The 16,486-nt window shown below is 69.1% G+C and carries 19 protein-coding genes; 10 read left to right on the forward strand and 9 right to left on the reverse strand.

What is annotated here, in order from left to right:
* Genes BST38_RS12075 through BST38_RS12085 form a run of 3 tightly spaced genes read right to left on the reverse strand, consistent with a single transcriptional unit; the run spans position 1 to position 2,276 of the window.
* Positions 1-1,281: an HNH endonuclease gene (locus BST38_RS12075; RefSeq protein WP_083143523.1), complete on the reverse strand. Its 1,281-nt coding sequence runs from the start codon at positions 1,279-1,281 to the stop codon at positions 1-3.
* A gap of 57 nt (positions 1,282-1,338) precedes the next feature.
* Positions 1,339-1,653, reverse strand: a complete 315-nt coding sequence (gene ricR, locus BST38_RS12080; protein WP_083143524.1) for a copper-sensing transcriptional repressor RicR — start codon at positions 1,651-1,653, stop codon at positions 1,339-1,341.
* Complete coding sequence (locus BST38_RS12085; RefSeq protein WP_083143525.1) at positions 1,650-2,276, reverse strand: DUF305 domain-containing protein; 627 nt, start codon at positions 2,274-2,276, stop codon at positions 1,650-1,652. The genes ricR and BST38_RS12085 overlap by 4 nt, the downstream gene beginning before the upstream one ends.
* A gap of 77 nt (positions 2,277-2,353) precedes the next feature.
* Between BST38_RS12085 and ilvD the strand changes: the two genes are divergently transcribed.
* Positions 2,354-4,063, forward strand: a complete 1,710-nt coding sequence (gene ilvD / locus BST38_RS12090) for a dihydroxy-acid dehydratase (protein ID WP_083143526.1) — start codon at positions 2,354-2,356, stop codon at positions 4,061-4,063.
* A gap of 10 nt (positions 4,064-4,073) precedes the next feature.
* On the opposite strand, the gene BST38_RS12095 is transcribed toward ilvD, so the two are convergent.
* Complete coding sequence (locus BST38_RS12095) at positions 4,074-4,598, reverse strand: MBOE_33420 family protein (RefSeq protein WP_110781732.1); 525 nt, start codon at positions 4,596-4,598, stop codon at positions 4,074-4,076.
* 144 nt (positions 4,599-4,742) lie between these two features.
* Between BST38_RS12095 and BST38_RS12100 the strand changes: the two genes are divergently transcribed.
* The 3 genes from BST38_RS12100 (at position 4,743) to BST38_RS12110 (ending at position 7,212) form a co-directional block, all read left to right on the forward strand.
* Positions 4,743-5,156, forward strand: coding sequence for a hypothetical protein (locus tag BST38_RS12100; protein WP_237160751.1), 414 nt, complete (start codon positions 4,743-4,745; stop codon positions 5,154-5,156).
* Between the two features lie 102 nt (positions 5,157-5,258).
* Entirely contained in the window at positions 5,259-5,951 is a 693-nt protein-coding gene (locus BST38_RS12105; protein WP_083143580.1) for a chymotrypsin family serine protease, read from the forward strand.
* Between the two features lie 79 nt (positions 5,952-6,030).
* The gene (locus tag BST38_RS12110) at positions 6,031-7,212 is read left to right on the forward strand and encodes a YbfB/YjiJ family MFS transporter (RefSeq protein ID WP_237160752.1); all 1,182 of its coding nucleotides are present in this window, start codon (positions 6,031-6,033) and stop codon (positions 7,210-7,212) included.
* Here BST38_RS12110 and BST38_RS12115 read toward each other — a convergent pair.
* Positions 7,154-8,077, reverse strand: coding sequence for a LysR family transcriptional regulator (locus tag BST38_RS12115; protein ID WP_083143529.1), 924 nt, complete (start codon positions 8,075-8,077; stop codon positions 7,154-7,156). The two genes, BST38_RS12110 and BST38_RS12115, sit on opposite strands and share 59 nt — an antisense overlap.
* A 125-nt stretch (positions 8,078-8,202) precedes the next feature.
* Here BST38_RS12115 and BST38_RS12120 point away from each other — a divergent pair, with 125 nt between their 5' ends.
* The 3 genes from BST38_RS12120 to BST38_RS12130 are packed head-to-tail and all read left to right on the forward strand — an operon-like array spanning position 8,203 to position 10,193.
* Complete coding sequence (locus BST38_RS12120) at positions 8,203-8,916, forward strand: SDR family NAD(P)-dependent oxidoreductase (protein ID WP_083143530.1); 714 nt, start codon at positions 8,203-8,205, stop codon at positions 8,914-8,916.
* A 1-nt stretch (position 8,917) separates the two neighbouring features.
* Positions 8,918-9,298: an SgcJ/EcaC family oxidoreductase gene (locus BST38_RS12125; protein ID WP_083143531.1), complete on the forward strand. Its 381-nt coding sequence runs from the start codon at positions 8,918-8,920 to the stop codon at positions 9,296-9,298.
* Positions 9,299-9,329: 31 nt separating this feature from the next.
* Positions 9,330-10,193, forward strand: a complete 864-nt coding sequence (locus BST38_RS12130) for a nitroreductase family protein (RefSeq protein ID WP_083143581.1) — start codon at positions 9,330-9,332, stop codon at positions 10,191-10,193.
* Here BST38_RS12130 and arr read toward each other — a convergent pair.
* The 4 genes from arr to BST38_RS12150 form a co-directional block, all read right to left on the reverse strand.
* The gene (gene arr / locus BST38_RS12135) at positions 10,158-10,586 is read right to left on the reverse strand and encodes an NAD(+)--rifampin ADP-ribosyltransferase (RefSeq protein WP_083143532.1); all 429 of its coding nucleotides are present in this window, start codon (positions 10,584-10,586) and stop codon (positions 10,158-10,160) included. The two genes, BST38_RS12130 and arr, sit on opposite strands and share 36 nt — an antisense overlap.
* A gap of 111 nt (positions 10,587-10,697) precedes the next feature.
* On the reverse strand, positions 10,698-11,135 hold the full coding sequence (locus BST38_RS12140; protein ID WP_083143533.1) for a hypothetical protein: 438 nt from the start codon (positions 11,133-11,135) through the stop codon (positions 10,698-10,700).
* Between the two features lie 31 nt (positions 11,136-11,166).
* On the reverse strand, positions 11,167-12,057 hold the full coding sequence (locus BST38_RS12145) for a formylglycine-generating enzyme family protein (protein ID WP_083143534.1): 891 nt from the start codon (positions 12,055-12,057) through the stop codon (positions 11,167-11,169).
* Positions 12,058-12,083: 26 nt separating this feature from the next.
* Positions 12,084-12,359, reverse strand: a complete 276-nt coding sequence (locus BST38_RS12150) for a hypothetical protein (RefSeq protein ID WP_083143535.1) — start codon at positions 12,357-12,359, stop codon at positions 12,084-12,086.
* A 150-nt stretch (positions 12,360-12,509) separates the two neighbouring features.
* Here BST38_RS12150 and BST38_RS12155 point away from each other — a divergent pair, with 150 nt between their 5' ends.
* The 3 genes from BST38_RS12155 (at position 12,510) to BST38_RS12165 (ending at position 16,395) form a co-directional block, all read left to right on the forward strand.
* Entirely contained in the window at positions 12,510-14,873 is a 2,364-nt protein-coding gene (locus tag BST38_RS12155; RefSeq protein WP_083143536.1) for a PEP/pyruvate-binding domain-containing protein, read from the forward strand.
* A gap of 185 nt (positions 14,874-15,058) precedes the next feature.
* Positions 15,059-15,589, forward strand: coding sequence for a hypothetical protein (locus tag BST38_RS12160; RefSeq protein WP_083143537.1), 531 nt, complete (start codon positions 15,059-15,061; stop codon positions 15,587-15,589).
* Positions 15,590-15,801: 212 nt separating this feature from the next.
* A complete protein-coding gene (locus BST38_RS12165) occupies positions 15,802-16,395 on the forward strand; it encodes a sigma-70 family RNA polymerase sigma factor (RefSeq protein ID WP_083143538.1) in 594 nt (197 codons plus the stop codon).
* Positions 16,396-16,486: the final 91 nt, after the last annotated feature.

The following is a 16,486-nucleotide window of genomic DNA, read 5'->3' on the forward strand; positions in this document are numbered from 1 at the left end:
CTAGGCCGCCTCGAAGAGAGCGAGGTCGATGCTGAACTGGTCTTCGACAACGCTGCGGCGGATGATGCGGGTGCCTGGTTGCGGTGGGGCGATCGAGTAGTACACGGCATGGGTGGGAGTGCAGAATTCGGCGGAATGGGCGCCGTTGTCCTCGCTGGTGCGCACCCGCCATCCGGGCGCCTCTTTGGCGTAGTTGCACGCCTCGCACAGTCCAAGGCCGTTGAGCGCGCTGGTTTTTCCACCGCCGCGGTCGGGGGTGGCGTGGTCGTGGTGGCGAATCGGGGCGTTGCAGTAGGGGGTCCGGCACGTCTGATCGCGTAGCCCGATGAACATCGCGAGCCCCTTGGGGAAGATCCGCGACCGCGACTCCATCGCCACCAGCTGCCCTGAGTCGGGGTGGCGGTAGAGGCGGCGCAGAGTGACTTTGGCGTTCTCGTCGGTGATCGCGTCGCTGAGCAGCCGCCGGACCACCTCAGCCGGCACCGGCCCGTAGCCCTGCAGGTAGCCGGGGCTGTCGTCGCCGCCGAACAACGTGGTGTCTGCCAACACCAGGTTCAGGTTGAGATCCGGTGGTGTGGTCACCGCGCGCCCGGAGATGCGCTCGTAGGCCGTGTCGGTCATCACCTGCCCCCGCGAGCGACCGTCGCCGGTCACGTCGGCCGCGCGCCTGAGTGCGGCGTACATGCCGATACCCTGCGACAGCGGCATCAGGAACGTCACGTAGACCATGCCGTTGGGAGCGGGCCGGGTCGTGACACAGCGAGCGTTGGCGGCTCTGTTGTTGCGCTCGACCACGGCCGCGGCGTCCAGGCGGGCGGTGATCCGCTTGGCTTCACCGGCCACCCGGTTGTCGCCCCACCCTGCCAGTCTCGCCATGTCGGCGCACATCTCGGCATCAAGCTGTCGCCGGTGAGCCAGGGACAAACACGCCGATTCGCGCACGATCAGCGTGGCGCGATACTCCGACAACACCCCGGCCTGCAGCGCCGCGAGCGTGTACGGCATCTCATGGACCAGCGCCTTGGCCACACCGAGATGGGTGTTGCCCTTCACCGGGGCGTCGCGGCGCGCCAGCGCGATCTCCGACGCCAACCCCTTTCCGCGCCGCTTCTGCGGTATTCCGGCGGCCTGTTCGGCGGCCGCGCGCTTTGCGGCCCACAGCGCCGTTGCGCGGACCTGGGCCGCGGCGGCCTTCGACTTGAGCTGTTCGTAGTGCTCGACGAGGATCCGGAGGTCCTCCTCGGAAGCCCCCGGATCGATGTCGAACAGCTCGTCGAACATGTGTTCGATACTACTCCGCGCCCCCGACACGCGACGAGCTCGTCGAACTCGTTCCGGTCAGGACCGGACGAGGCGCGCGATCGCCGCGGAGGCTTCGGCGAGCTTCTCGTCCGCCTCGGCGCCGCCGGCGGCCACCGCGTGGCTGACGCAATGGCCCAGATGCTCGTCGAGCAGCCCGAGCGCCACCGACTGCAGCGCGCTGTTCACCGCGCTGATCTGGGTCAGCACATCGATGCAGTACTTGTCCTCGTCGATCATCTTCGCGATCCCGCGGACCTGGCCCTCGATGCGGCGCAGCCGTTTGGCGTAGTTCTCCTTCTGCGCCGAGTAGCCGTGCGCCTCGCTGGGCGCGGTGGTGGAACTGTCGGTCACGGCATGCCCTCCAGCATCTTCTTCATCTGAGCGATCTGAGGGTCCAGACCGGCCACGATCGTCCTGGCGACCGAGACCGCGTCCACGTTGGCGCCGTCGGCGATCTCGTCGTTGGCGATGGCGACACCGCCCTGGTGCTGGCCGACCATCGACTCCAGCCATAGTTTGTCGAATTCCGGCCCGGTCAGCGACTCCAACCGCGCCATCGTCGCGTCGTCGATCGTCCCCGGGACCGACGCCTCGGGGGCGTCGCTCGGCGACTCCCCACCGCCGTCGGCGCGGATGTCCGGGTTCTCGTCCCACTGCACCAGGAACACGTTGAGGATGTTGATCTCGGGTTGCTGGGTCGCGACGATCTGATCGGCCAGGCTGTTGAGCTCGGTGTTCGCCGACCGCGGCCCTGCCAGTTTCGCCAGCTCGATCGCCTGCTGGTGGTGCTTGACCATCAGGGTGGCGAAAGTGATGTCGGCGGAGTTGTAGCCGGCCGGGTTGCCGGTGATGACGGGCGACTCCAGGCTCGGCGAACCGGTGGACTCCTCCCCCGGGTTCTGCCCGCCACCGCAGCCGGACACCAGCAGCAGGGCGCACACCGCGGCGATCAGACGGACGAAGATCGACGTCATGCGGCCAGCGTACTAGTACCCCTCGGGGGTATCTACCTGGGTTTTACCGACCCACCGCCGGGCGCATAATCAACCGCATGCCCTCAGGACCTGCCGATACCCCGGACATCAAACCCCGCAGCCGCGACGTCACCGACGGGCTGGAGCGCACCGCGGCGCGCGGCATGTTGCGCGCGGTCGGGATGACCGACGACGACTGGGGCAAGCCCCAGATCGGCGTCGGATCGTCCTGGAACGAGATCACCCCGTGCAACATGTCACTGCAGCGACTGGCGCAGGCGGTCAAGGGCGGTGTGCACACCGCGGGCGGTTACCCGCTGGAGTTCGGCACCATCTCCGTCTCCGACGGAATCTCGATGGGCCACGAGGGCATGCACTTCTCGCTGGTGTCGCGTGAGGTGATCGCCGACAGCGTCGAGACGGTGATGCAGGCCGAGCGCATGGACGGGTCGGTCCTGCTGGCCGGCTGCGACAAGTCGATCCCCGGCATGCTGATGGCCGCCGCGCGGCTGAACCTGGCGAGCGTCTTCCTCTACAACGGCTCGATCATGCCGGGCACCGCTCGGCTGACCGACGGTACGGAGAAGGAAGTCACGATCATCGACGCGTTCGAGGCGGTCGGCGCGTGTGCGCGCGGGCTGATGTCACGCGAGGACGTCGACATCATCGAACGCGCCATCTGTCCCGGTGAGGGTGCCTGCGGCGGCATGTACACCGCCAACACGATGGCTTCGGCGGCCGAGGCGCTCGGAATGTCGTTGCCGGGCAGCGCATCCCCGGTGGCGATCGACAAGCGCCGCGACGAGTTCGCGCGCCGCTCGGGCGAGGCGGTGGTCGAGATGCTGCGCCGCGGCATCACCGCCCGCGACATCCTGACCAAGGAGGCGTTCGAGAACGCGATCGCCGTGGTGATGGCGTTCGGTGGGTCCACCAACGCGGTGCTGCACCTGCTCGCGATCGCATGGGAGGCCGAGGTCGAGCTGACGTTGGCGGACTTCACCCGGATCGGCCAGAAGGTGCCGCACCTGGCCGATGTGAAGCCGTTCGGCGCGTACGTGATGAAGCACGTCGACGAGATCGGCGGGGTGCCCGTGGTGATGCGCGCGCTGCTGGATGCCGGTCTGCTGCACGGCGATTGCCTGACTGTGACCGGTGAGACGATGGCGCAGAACCTCGCCCACATCGAACCGCCGGATCCCGACGGCAAGGTGCTGCGGGCGATGAACAACCCGATCCACCCGACCGGCGGCATCACGATCCTGCACGGATCGCTGGCCCCGGAGGGGGCGGTGGTCAAGTCGGCCGGGTTCGACTCCGACGTGTTCGAGGGCACCGCAAGGGTTTTCGAGCGGGAGCGGGCCGCGCTCGATGCGCTCGAGGACGGCACGATCACCCACGGCGACGTCGTCGTGATCCGCTACGAGGGCCCCAAGGGTGGCCCCGGCATGCGCGAGATGCTGGCGATCACCGGCGCCATCAAGGGCGCCGGCCTGGGCAAGGACGTGCTGCTGATGACCGACGGCCGGTTCTCCGGTGGGACGACCGGGCTGTGTGTCGGACACATCGCGCCCGAGGCCGTCGACGGCGGACCGATCGCGTTCGTGCGCGACGGGGACCGGATCCGGCTCGACGTCGCCAACGGCACGCTGGACATCCTGGTCGACGAGGCCGAGTTCGAGTCGCGCAAGGCCGGTTTCGAACCGCTGCCGCCGGTGTACAAGACGGGGGTGCTGGCCAAGTACACGAAGCTGGTGCGCTCGGCGGCGGTGGGCGCTGTGTGCAACTAACCGTCTGCCGCTAGCGCGGCGGGTCGATCGGGGTCAGGGATATCGGCACCCGGTGGGTGCCGGGCCCCTCCCCCGGGCACCCTGCTCCGCCGACGACCAGGGTGCGCTCACCGTGGAAGCTACCGTCGAGATTCGGGATCCAGTGATCCGAGCGCTGCGCGGTCACCGCGCTCGCCGGGTCGTTGCGATCGCAGAAGTACGGATACTCACCGCTGGTCTCCCAGCGGCCGTCGGCCCACCGGTACTCGTACTCCACCGGGGCTCCCGGGTTGCGGGCGTGGTCGTCGGCGTTGTCCATGGTGGCGACGCATCCGTCCACGTCGCACCGGGTGGTGAACGACGCCGGAAAGGTCACCGCGTCCATCGGCGTCGGCGCCCCGTCGAACGTCTGCCGGGCGAAGTCGATGTGCAGGTCGTAGAAACCGTAGATCGGGACGGGCTCGACACGGTCGGCGTGTGCCTGCGGTGCGGCGAGCAGCGCAACACCGCACGCGCCGAGAACGCGGAGGACACCGGCGGCCACCACCCGGGACATACCTGTGGATAGCACACCGGCGGCGGCCGCCGGGCGAAGTTTGCCCTCAATTCACCCGTGCGCCTTGCCTGGACGTGAGAGCATCGCTGGACTGGAGATGCTCGCGCTCAACGTGGAGGCAGCATGGTTCGTGCGTTTGCCGCAATGTCGGCGACAGTGGCGGTTCTCGGTGCGCTCACCGCGGCCCCGGCAACGGCCGCGGCCGAACCCGACCGGACGGTCCGGATTCTGGACGGCCAGATCCGGTGCCTGATCAGTGCCGACTGGCAGGGGCGTGGACGTCCCGCCACGGTGTGCGGCCGCGTCGACGGGCAGACGTTCCAGGCGACACCGAAGGGGATGAACCTCGCGGTGATGCTCGGCACGGGCGCGGTGTACTACATCGCGGGATCTGTTCCCGGCCCCGAGTCCGCCGACATCGTCGTCGGTGCAGGACAGACGGACCACATCAACGGGTGGACCGTCCGCTCTGAAGGGCTCCGCGCATTCATCAGCTACGACATCGGCGGACACGGTATGCGGATCAACCCGGTGGAAGCGACGTCGATATGGCTATGACGGCACCCAATGCCGCTGCGCCAGATGCATTTTCGCATAGATGACACCTTTGCGAGATCCATCACAGCGCGGCCGGGGGGCAAAGTGGGTACGCCAGTGGTGATGCGAAATCGACTCAAGGCCGCCGCGGGCGTCGTCGCCGCGCTGGCCGCGCTGGCGTTCACCCAGTCACCCGCCGCCCACGCGTTCGGCGAGTACCCCGTCGCCAGTCCGGGCGCCTACCTGGTCAGCACCACGCTCGCCGGGAACGGCCAGCCGTACCAGTGCACGGCCGGGTTCACCGTCCGCACCCCGAACGGGTCGCCGGCGATGCTGACGGCGGGGCACTGCGACCGGGATCCCGTCAACGACACGGTGCTGCAGCGCACCCCGACCGGTGATCGCGTCGTGGGCCGCTACGTGCGCTGGGATGTGCTGCCCGGGGTGCGCGACGTCGGCCTGGTGGACCTGGCGGGCAGCACGGTGCCGCTGGTCAGCGAGGTCGACAGGCTGCGGGTGTCACGGGTGATGGACGCCGCCGAGTTACGTGCGACGCAGCCCCAGTTGTGCAAGTCCGGGGCGCGCACCGGCCTGTCCTGCGGTCCGATCACGAACATCACCGACAACCAGGTGTCCTTCCGCGCCTGGGACGACCTGGGCGACTCCGGCGCCCCGGTGTACGCCCGACTGCCCGACGGCACCGTCGCGGCGGTCGGCATCCTGTTCGCCCACAGCGACGACCTGTTCGGCCGCATCGTGCACGCGTCGCTGGTGTCGCCGGTGATGTCACTGTGGGGGCTGAGCAACTGGGGCTGACGGTCCTGCGAGCCGGCACCTCATAGCTGGGAGGAAACCGGTCGTGGCGCGACCCCCGCGGCGCGGCCAGCATGGCTGAATGCACCTGCATCGGTCACACATCCACATCGCTTGTGGCGCCGCCGGATTGGCGGCCGCCATGGGTATCGGCCGGTTCGTCTACACCCCGATCGTCCCGTTGATGACCGCCCAGGCGGGCCTGCCGCCGGGCGGCACCGGCGCTCTGGCGACCGCGAACTACCTGGGTTACTTCGCCGGGGCACTCGCGGGGTCACTGCTGCCCCGGCTGGTCCGCACCGTGCCGACGTGGCGCGCAGCCCTGATCCTCAACGTCGCCGCGCTGGCGGTGATGCCGGCGGCCCACGACGTGCTCACCTGGGTGGTGATCCGTGGCCTCGCCGGATTCGCGAGCGCGGTGTTGTTCGTGATCGCCGTCGACTGGATGCTCGATCACGCCAGGGGCCGGTCGGCGCAGCTTCCCGGCTGGGGTTTCGGCGGCGTGGGGCTGGGCATCGCGCTGTCGGCCGCGGTGGTACTCCTCCTGCCCGTCACGGGGTGGCGGGCGGCCTGGTGGGTTTCGGCGGCTCTGGCTGCCGCGACCGGTGCCGTCGCGTGGCGGATGCGCCCCGCGGGCGCACCCGCGCCCTCGGCGGCGTCGGCGACCCAGGGCCCGCGGAAGTGGTTCCTGGTGCTGCTCCTGTGCTACACACTCGAGGGGGTCGGCTACATCATCGCCGGCACATTCCTGGTCGCCGCCATCGGTCAGGCTTCGCCGGGACCGCTCGGCAACGCGGCGTGGCTCGTGGTCGGTCTTGCGGCCGCACCGTCGGCGGCGTTGTGGGCGATGGCCGGCACGCGCTGGTCGCGGCCCGCGCTGCTCGTCGTCGCCCTGCTCGTGCAGGCGGGCGGAATATGCCTGCCGGCGTTACTCGGTGGCGCGACACCGGCATTGATCGGCGCGGTGGCGTTCGGCGGCACGTTCATCGGGGTGAGCACCACGGCATTGGCCGCGGGACGAGACCTGGCCTTCCCCGGCGCGGTGGCGCTGCTGACCGCCGGATACTCCGTCGGGCAGGTGCTCGGCCCGCTGCTCGTGAATCCTCTTGTCCACCACGGCTACCGCAGCACACTGCTGGTGTCTGCCGCGGTCGTGGCGCTCTCGGCGCTCACCGCCGCCTGGCTGAAGTCGGGCTGGGCCGAACTCAGTCCGACACCGCGCGGTGCGGATCGTCGGCAGGAAGCCACATCCCCGGCGCGATGACGGGCGAGTCGTCCACGCCGACAGAGAGCGCGTCGACGACGTTGTGGACCAGCGGGTTCGGCTCGTCCCGGCGCCACACCAGGGACCAGGTCCACATCGGCGTGGGGTGCTGCACCGCCCGACGGGTCAGGTCTGCCGGGGTTGAATCGTTCTGCCCCTTCGGGTTGTTCAGCACCGGGCGCCGGAGCCGGCGGACATGGTCGTAGAAGGTGGATCCGGTCACCCCGCCGTCCTCGACGTGCTCCACCCGCGCGCCCGTCGCGGCCGCGAACTGTTCTGCGTAGCGGTTCCACGACGACCAGCTTGCCTCGTCGGAGTCCAGCAGCACCGTGACGTCGCGCGCGGCGACCGGGCCGCCGTCACGTCCGGCGCTCACCGCGTAGAGGCGATCGGCGCCGACCAGTCGCGCGTCGAGCGACAACGCCTGCAGATCTTTTCGCTCGACCCAGCAGATCGCGAGGTCCAGGCTGCCGTCGGCGACCCTGGCGGCCTGCGCGTGTGACGGCATCACCCAGGTGTCCACCCGAAGCTGGGCGACACCCGCCGCGCGCTCCGCCCAGTCCGTCGGGCACCACTGCACATAGCCGATCCGGATCGGGTCCGAGGAGGACAGGCCGAGCGCATGGCGGCGCAACTCGTCGGCCTGGGCGATCAGGGCGCGGGCCCGCGGGAGCAGCGCGGAGCCGGCCGGCGTCAACTCCACCGACCGCCGGTCGCGGTCGAAGAGCTGCACTTTGAGGTCGCGCTCGAGCGCCTTGATCTGTTGGGACAGTGAGGGACCCGCGATGCGCAGCCGTTCGGCGGCCCGCCCGAAGTTCAGTTCGTCGGCCACCGTGACGAAGTAGCGCAGCTGTCGCAGCTCCACCCGGGCCAGCGTAATGCAGTGAGAGCCTGCGCCTATCAGGAGCGAGCCGATTGGTCCCAGCCGCGCGGACTTCGCCGCCATGTCGCGGGCGTTCGGACAAGCAACACCTCAGAAAGGACATCGACATGACCCCAACAACTCCCGTCGCGATCATCACCGGCGCATCGCAGGGAATCGGCGCCGGTCTGGTCGCCGGATACCGCAAGCTCGGGTACGCGGTGGTGGCCAACTCGCGCACCATCGAACCCGGTGACGACCCGATGGTGCTGGCCGTCCCGGGCGACATCGCACAACCCGGCGAAGGACGACGCGTGGTCGATGCCGCCGTCGAACGATTCGGACGCATCGACACCGTGGTCAACAACGCGGGCATCTTCATCGCCAAACCGTTCGCCGACTACACCGACGAGGACTACGACGCCATCACCGGTGTGAACCTGCGCGGTTTCTTCGACATCACCCGGGCCGCGGTGGCCCGGATGCTCGATCAGGGAGACGGCGGCCACCTCGTCACGATCTCCACGACGCTGGCCGAGCACGCCAACGCCGCGGTACCGTCGGCGCTGGCGTCGCTGACCAAGGGCGGCCTGAACGCCGCGTCCCGCGCACTCGCCGTCGAGTTGGGCTCGCGCGGAATCCGTTCCAACGCAGTATCTCTCGGCATCATCCGCACGCCGATGCACCAGCCGTCGGAGTACGCGGCGTTCGCCGCACTGCATCCCCTCGGCCGTGTCGGCGAGATCGACGACGTCGTCGACGCCGTCCTGTACCTGGAGAACGCGCCGTTCGTGACCGGCGAGATCCTGCACGTCGACGGCGGCCAGAGCGCGGGCCACTGACATGGCTGCCGCACAGATCGTCTCCGCGGTCATGGACGAGTGGAAGGCCGGGATCGATAGCCGCGATCCCGGCCGGGTGGCCGCCGTGTTCACCGATGATGCGGTGTTCCAGGGTCTGCGCCCGTACGGCGTCGGCAGGGCGGCTGTCGTCGCCTACTACGCCTCCCAGCCCGCGGGGATGACGGTGGACTACCGCGTGCTCGAAAGCCGCCGCCTCACCGACCGGTCCGCCACCGGATATCTGTCGGCGACGTTCGGCTACCCGGACCGCGCCGACGTGGTCCTGGCGATCGGGGTCACCCTGGTCCTGCAGGGCGGCCACTGGCTGATCTCGCAGTACCAGGCGTCGCCGAGCGCTCCTCCTAGAATGGCGACGGACTGAACCGCGGCGGCATCGGGTGGAGGTGAACGACATGCCCACGGCGTTCCCCGACATCGACGTGCTCGAGGATGTGCTCGACGTCGCGGCGCGGGCACCGTCGGCCGGCAACGCCCAACCGTGGCGCTGGCACGTCGACCGCGGCGGAATACGGCTGCTCGCCGACTGGACCCGCAGCCTCGGCGATTCCGACGACGACCGCCGCGACGTGATCCTCAGCTGCGGCGCCGTGCTGCACCACTGCGCAGTCGCGCTCGCCGCCGCCGGTTGGTCGAGCCGGATCCAGCGCACCCCCGACGACACCGTGCTGGCCGCGCTCGAACTGCACCGGTCGGACCCGGGCGAGGGCACCCGCGAGCTGGCCGCGGCCATCACCGGTCGCCGCGCCGACCGTCGCTCCTATCACGGGGCGCTGCCCGCGGGCACGGTCGAGCTGCTGGTGCTGCGGGCGGAACGCTTCGGTGTCCGGCTGGCGGTGGTCCCGAGTGCACGGTGGGCCCGGCTCGGCGACGCCGAGTTCGCGCTGCGCTACGGAGACCCGGCACCCGGCCACGCCGGCGACGACGCCGTGATGCTGGTGGTGGCGACCGAGACGGACAGCGATGCGGCGCGGCTGCGGGCCGGGGAGGCGATCAGCGATCTGACCCTGGCCGCCGCCTCGCTGGGGCTGGCGAGTTGCCCGCTCACCAATCCGCTGAAAGACCCCCGCAATCGGTTGGCGCTGACATGCGAGGTGTTCGACGGCGAGGCGCACCCGCAGGCGCTGATCAAGCTGGGACCGCGGCCCGACGGCGAGCTGCCGCCCGCCGAGGACCGCCGCTCGGTCGCCGAGACCACAACCTTCGACCTGGATCGAGACCGCTCAGTCGTAGATGACGTCGAGCCCTTTGCGCCGTAGTTCGGCCAGCCCGTCGCGCATCGCCTGCAGTTGTTCATCGGAATGCCCCACCCAGTCGGTGATTTCGCCGACGATCTTCACTGGTTCGCGGGTGCGGAAGGACCGGGTGGGGTTGCCCGGGAACTTCTTGTCGGTGACGTTCGGGTCGTCTTCGAGTGGGCCCTGCGGTTCCACGACGTAGATCCGGCAGGGACCGTCACCCGCTGCCAGCTCGGCTCCCCACACCGCGGCGTCCAGCGTCTGGGTCACGTACACGTGGTTCATCGCCCGGCCGTCGTCGTAGTTCGACCGGTGCCCTGGCACCAAGAGATCCCCCACCTTCAGATCGGCCTTGGTGCCGTGCAGGTACGCACCGGACTCGTGGACTTCAAAAGGCTTGGGCCGCTGCGGCATAAGACTCTCCCCCTTGCAGACTGACTCGGACCGCGCGATTGTGCCGCAGCTCGGGGGTCTTGCCGCAAGCCCCCGGTGTGCCTTAAAGTGAGAGTGGGACGGGGAGTTCAGTCACGTCGTGACGCGCAGCTCGGCATCCGGGTACGAGCTGAGCGTGACGACCACCGTGCCCGGACCTGTCACGAACGTGGTGTTCGCATAGCCGATGAAGCCGTAGTGACCGTCGATGGTCGACACCGCGGTCAGGTCGTGGCTGCCCGAGGATCCGGTGTCCAGGTTCGTCCACGTCACTGTCTCGGTCAGCGCGCATGATCCGTCGTAGATGCCCGCGTCGTAGCTGATCGCGACCCGCACCCCGTTCTCGACCTGGTAGTCGATCTGCACCGGCGTCACCATCGCCTCACCGCGGACCGTTCCGCCGCAGGTCGGGCTCGGCTGCACAGGAACCGGATCGAGATGGTCGAACTGCTCGGCGTGCGCCGGCGCGGCCGCAACCCAGGGCAGCGTCACCGCGACGGCGAGCGCACCGGCTGCACGTAACCACGTCATGCCCGATGTATCGGCGAGTTGCTCGACGGTGTTAACGCGCCGCTGATGCGATGCAGCGGAACCCGATATGGGTGGTGGCGCTGTCCTGCGACTGCGGCGAACGCGCGGAGGGCCGGTAGCGGTGGCAGTACTCCGGCGCGCACAGGTGCGAACCGCCCTTGAGCGCCTGGTTGACCGTCGGATCAGCCGACGGAGTCGGCGGACAGCAGCCGTTCTTCGTGGGTTCGTCGAGCCGGTGGTGGCGGGAGTACTGCGTGGTGGTCCATTCCCACACGTTGCCGATCATGTCGACGAGCCCGAACGCGTTCGGCGGGAAGGTGCCGACCGGGCTGGTGCCGACCCAGCCGAGCGCACCGTCGTTGCGGTACGGGAACTCACCCTGCCACGTGTTGGCCATCAGCTCGCCGCCCGGCGCGGCGTCGTCGCCCCAGGAGTATCGGGACGTCGATCCGGCCCGCGCCGCGTACTCCCACTGGGCCTCGGTGGGCAACGTGCGCCCGGCCCACGCGGCGTAGGCCGCCGCATCGGGGTAGGCCACCTGCACCACCGGATGGTCCATGCGGTCGTCGATCGAGGACTGCGGTCCGAACGGCCTGCGCCAGCAGGCCCCGGGCACCCAGGTCCACCACTGCCGCCAGTCCCGCAGGTCCACCGGGCCGGCCGTGGGCTTGAAGACCAGCGCACCGGGCACGAGATCGTCTTTCGGTACTCCCGGGAAGTCGGCCGGGTCCAATGCCCGTTCGGCGACGGTGAGGTAGCCGGTGGCCGCCACGAACTCGGCGAACTGGGCGTTCGTCACCGGGTGCCGTTCGACCGCGAACGGCTCCACGGTCACGGTGTGGACGGGGGCCTCCTCGGGATAGAAGTCGATCGACCCCATCCGGAACGCCCCGCCCGGCAGGTCAACGAGTTCCGTCAGCACCCCGCCAGGCTAGGCGCATCGGAACCTCAGTTGCGCACGCTGGTGTCGACCTGAGGCACCTTCACCCGCGGATACAGCTGGCCCAACCAGGGGTTGTTGCTGTCGCTGCCGTACCCGAAGCCGAAGCCGCTACCGCCCCAGCCGGGGCCCGTCCAGCCGATGCCGGGACCCCGGTCGTCCTGACCTCCGAACACCGGGCCGGGTCCGTCAGCCTGGGCCGGTCCGGCGAATCCGATCACCGCCGCCGACAACGCTCCCGCTGTGACACTGAGCAAGCCACTGAGCAATCCGATCTTCTTCACGGCTCTCGCCTCTTTCTTGCCGCTCGGGTCTGCGGGCTGTCGTCCCGCGATGTCTGCTGAAACCCCGGGGCATGCGGAAGAATTCCGTCGCCCGAAACAAGCCCGCCCGTTCCGGCCGACTATTTACGTGACTGGAGTAACGTTTTGCCGGTGTCTGACGCAGGTTCATCGGTCGTCGAACTCGTCGATGTGGTCGACGGCCGGTTCGGGGGCAAGGCGCTCGGGCTCGCCGAGTTGATCCGCCTCGGCGTGCCGGTGCCACCCGGTTTCGTGATCACCCACGCCACCCGGTCAGCCCTGACCGCAGCGGTGACCGACCGGTTCATCCGGATGCGGACGGCCGGTCAGACACCGGTCGCGGTGCGCTCGTCGGCGGCCGGAGAAGACGGCGAGCAGCTGTCCTTCGCCGGTCAGTACGACACCGTGCTCGGTGTCGGGTCCGCCGACGAGCTCGCCGCCGCAGTCGAAAAATGCGTCGGCTCAGCCGAATCCGCGCGTGCCACGGCATATCAGGACGGTGCCACGCCGGCCGCGATGCACCTGGTGGTCCAGCAGATGGTCGACGCGCGCGCCGCCGGTGTCGTGTTCACCGCCGACCCGACGTCGGGCCGGCGCGACCTGCTGGTCATCGACGCCGTCCACGGTCTCGGCGAGAGCCTGGTCGACGGATCCGTGTCCTCGGATCACCACGTGTTGACCCATGGCGGGGAACCGGTGGCCGGTGAGGTCGGGCCGGAGTCTGCGCTGACGGCTGCCGACATCGACCGGATCCGTGACGGCGCGCTGCTGGCCGCGCGGCGCTGGGGACGGCCGCTGGACCTGGAATGGGCGATCGACCGCACCGGTGCGCTGTGGTGGCTGCAGGCCCGGCCGATCACGACGCTGCCCGGTGACCTCAACGAGATGGACACCCCGGTCACCGGGCCCGACCACGTCTACACCCGGTGCAACATCGGCGAGATGATGCCAGGTGCGTTCTGTCCGCTGACGGCGTCGGTGAGCGGGCACGCGATCGACTACGCGATGCAGATGGTGCAGGTCGCCGGTGGGGTGCAGAAGCGTTACGAGGACCGCTGGCGTCAGGTCGGCTACTTCTTCGGCCACATGTTCCTCAACATGACCGAGGGCACGGCGCTGAGCTCGGGAATCCTCGGCAACTCGCTCGAGCAGTTCTCGCTGTCGGTCTGCGGCCGGGTGATCGACGAACTGGAGCCGGGACCGCCGAAACCCTTCGCGCGCAAGCTGATCAACACCGTCCGGCTCTCCACATTCGCGCTCAGCTCCGGGCCGGCGATCCGCAGGCTGCCCGACACCATCGCGCGGTTTCCGGTCATCACCAGCCGCGACCCCGCGGTCGTGCTGCGCCGGCTCGACGCGGGGCTCGAGATGTACCGCTACGTCACGCTGGTCCACGTGCGGTCCTCGTCGCGCTCGGCGGTGGCGGCCAATGTGCTGGAGAGCCACCTCGTGCGTCAGGCGGCCAAGCGGGGCGCGGCCGAGACCGCCGGCAGTGCGGAGGCGATCCGCCTGATGACGGGCGCCGGTGTCGAAAGTGCGTTGATGGTCCAGGAACTCAACGCCGTGGTCACCACCCTGCGCCGCGACCCGACCGCGGTCGGGGAGTTCCTGGCCGCGTCGCCCGGCGAGGCCGTGACCCGGCTGCGGGACAGCGACAACCCGAGCGGCGCGGCGCTGCGCGGGTTCCTGGACCGGCACGGCCACCGCGGGTACCGCGAGCTGTGTATGCGGGATCCGTCGTGGGCCGACGACCCCGAGGGTCTGGGGGCGATGATGCAGGTGATGCTGCGTGCTCCGGCGAAGCGGGATCCGTCGCAGACCGCCGCCCCCGAACCGGAGTCGCGCACGCTACGGGTGCTCGCCCGGCTCGCCCAGGGCGGTGCGCGCGGGCGTGAGGAGACCAAATCCCGGATGGCGCTGGTCGCCCATCTGCTCAAGCGCGGTTACCGCCATCTCGGCGAGGTGCTCTGCGACAACGGTGTTCTTCCCGACGCCGACCTGGTGTTCTTCTTCGACCGCCGCGAGTTGCCGCGGCTGGTGTCGGGCGGCGACGTGACCGAGCTGGTCGAGCGGGCCCGGCGCCGCCGAGGCGCCCTCGCGTATCAGGCCGCCCTGGAGTTCGACGACGTCTCGGTCGGACGTCCGACACCGAGTGTGCGCCAGCGGGTTTCGAGCGACGGTCAGATCGCGGGGCGCCCCGCCGGGCATGGCTCGGTGGAAGGTGTGGTCCGGGTGGCCCGTTCGGTCGTCGAGGCCAGGGATCTGCAACCCGGCGAGATCCTGGTCGCTCCGGTCACCGATGTCGGGTGGACGCCCTACTTCGCGGTGATCGCCGCGTTGGTCACCGACATCGGCAGCTCGGTGTCCCACGGCGCCGTCGTCGCCCGCGAGTACGGGTTGCCGTGCGTGGTGAACACGTTGGTGGGCACGCAGGTGCTGCGCACCGGCGACCGGGTGCGGGTGGACGGTGACCGCGGACTGGTGACGGTCCTCTAGTCGTCTCAATCCCGGGCGATCCGCGGGGCTGTCCCGGGTGGTATGCCCGGGTGGTAGTAGTGCTGCCACCTCCGCGGGATGCGAAATATTGCATTTGGAGTTGTCCTCACCGGGAGAGCCGAACCCGGCCGCCCAAGCGTCAGGCCCCGACCGAGTCCTGACCGCGACGGTGTGAGGGAGAACCCATGGGCGGCGATCGAGCTGCGAACCGATACGACGACGATTCCATCCGGTGGTGGTGCGAGCTGCAGGACGAGTCCTGCGCCGGGCACCGTGCCGCGATGGCCAGGATGTACGACTACCTGTTCCGGTCGACACGCCGCGAGCTCTACCGCGGTGGTTCGTCGTACAACGACAAGGAGCTCGACGACATCGCCAACCAGGTCGCGGCGGACGCGTTGGTGGCGCTGTTGGCGAAACTGCCGACCTTTCGCGGTGACTGCAAGCTCACCACCTGGGCATACCGTTTCGTCGTGCTGGAGTTGTCGCACAAACTCAAGACCCGCCGCAGGCACGCCTGGACACGCCGCCTGCAACTGCATCCGGACGACTGGAGCGCGCTCACCGATCCCCTCGTCCACAATCCCAGCCGGCATGCCGAGGCCCGCGAGATGATCCGCGCGGTCGGCCGGGCGTTCGCGGGTACTGACCGAGCAGCAGCGGCACGTGTTCGTCGAGACCGTTCTCGAGGGCGCGGCCCCGGAGGCCGTCGCTGAGAAGTACGGCATATCGCGGAATGCGCTGTACAAGAGCATCTTCGACACCCGCCGTAAGATTCGCGGATTCCTGACCGCTAATGGTTTCGAAGTCGATGGTTGTTCTCTGAACCCGCCTGACCCTCACCGGGCCGGCCCATCGATTTCGCACGGCCGAGCAATACCGCCGGCCTGAGCGAACCGAAGCAACCCACCACGAAGCAGGTCCATTAATGCCCACAGCCGACTACGACGTCGTATCGACACCCGGATCCGAAACGGACAGAACCGATTCCGGGGACTCCTTTGCCGTCGAAGCCCTGCCCCTGCGGCCCTACCTTCTGCGCGTCGCGTACCGCTACACGCGCAATGCCGTCGATGCCGAGGACCTCGTCCAGGAGACGTACCTGAGGGCCTGGACGAGCTACGGCACGTACCGACCGGGGACGAACATCCGCGCCTGGCTGGTGCGCATCCTGGTGAACTGCTGGGTGAACAACTATCGGAAATCGACGCGGAGCGTGCGGGAAGCCCTGGCCGACTCCTTGTTCCACGAATCATCGATCCATGCCCTGAGCACCACGCCGTCCGCGGAGGACGTGGCGCTGCGAGAGCACATCGACGAGGCCGTGACGCGCTGCCTGGCAGCGTTGCCGACCCGGTTTCAGTCGGTGATCTTCTACGCCGACATCTGCGATTACACGCTCATGGAGGTCGCGGCGATCGAGGACATCCCGCTCGGGACGGCCATGTCGCGGCGGCACCGCGGGCTGAAGAGATTGCGCACCCAGCTCGGCACCCCCGATAACCGGCCCAGCACGCGGTGACAGACGTGATCAGCTTGTGGCGCACTGATATCGATCCGCTGTACACGTCTGTACGGGCATGCGTGATCACCACGGTGCTGATCGCGATTCT

The sequence above is a fragment of the Mycolicibacterium parafortuitum genome (assembly GCF_002086815.1).
Lineage (GTDB): Bacteria > Actinomycetota > Actinomycetes > Mycobacteriales > Mycobacteriaceae > Mycobacterium > Mycobacterium parafortuitum.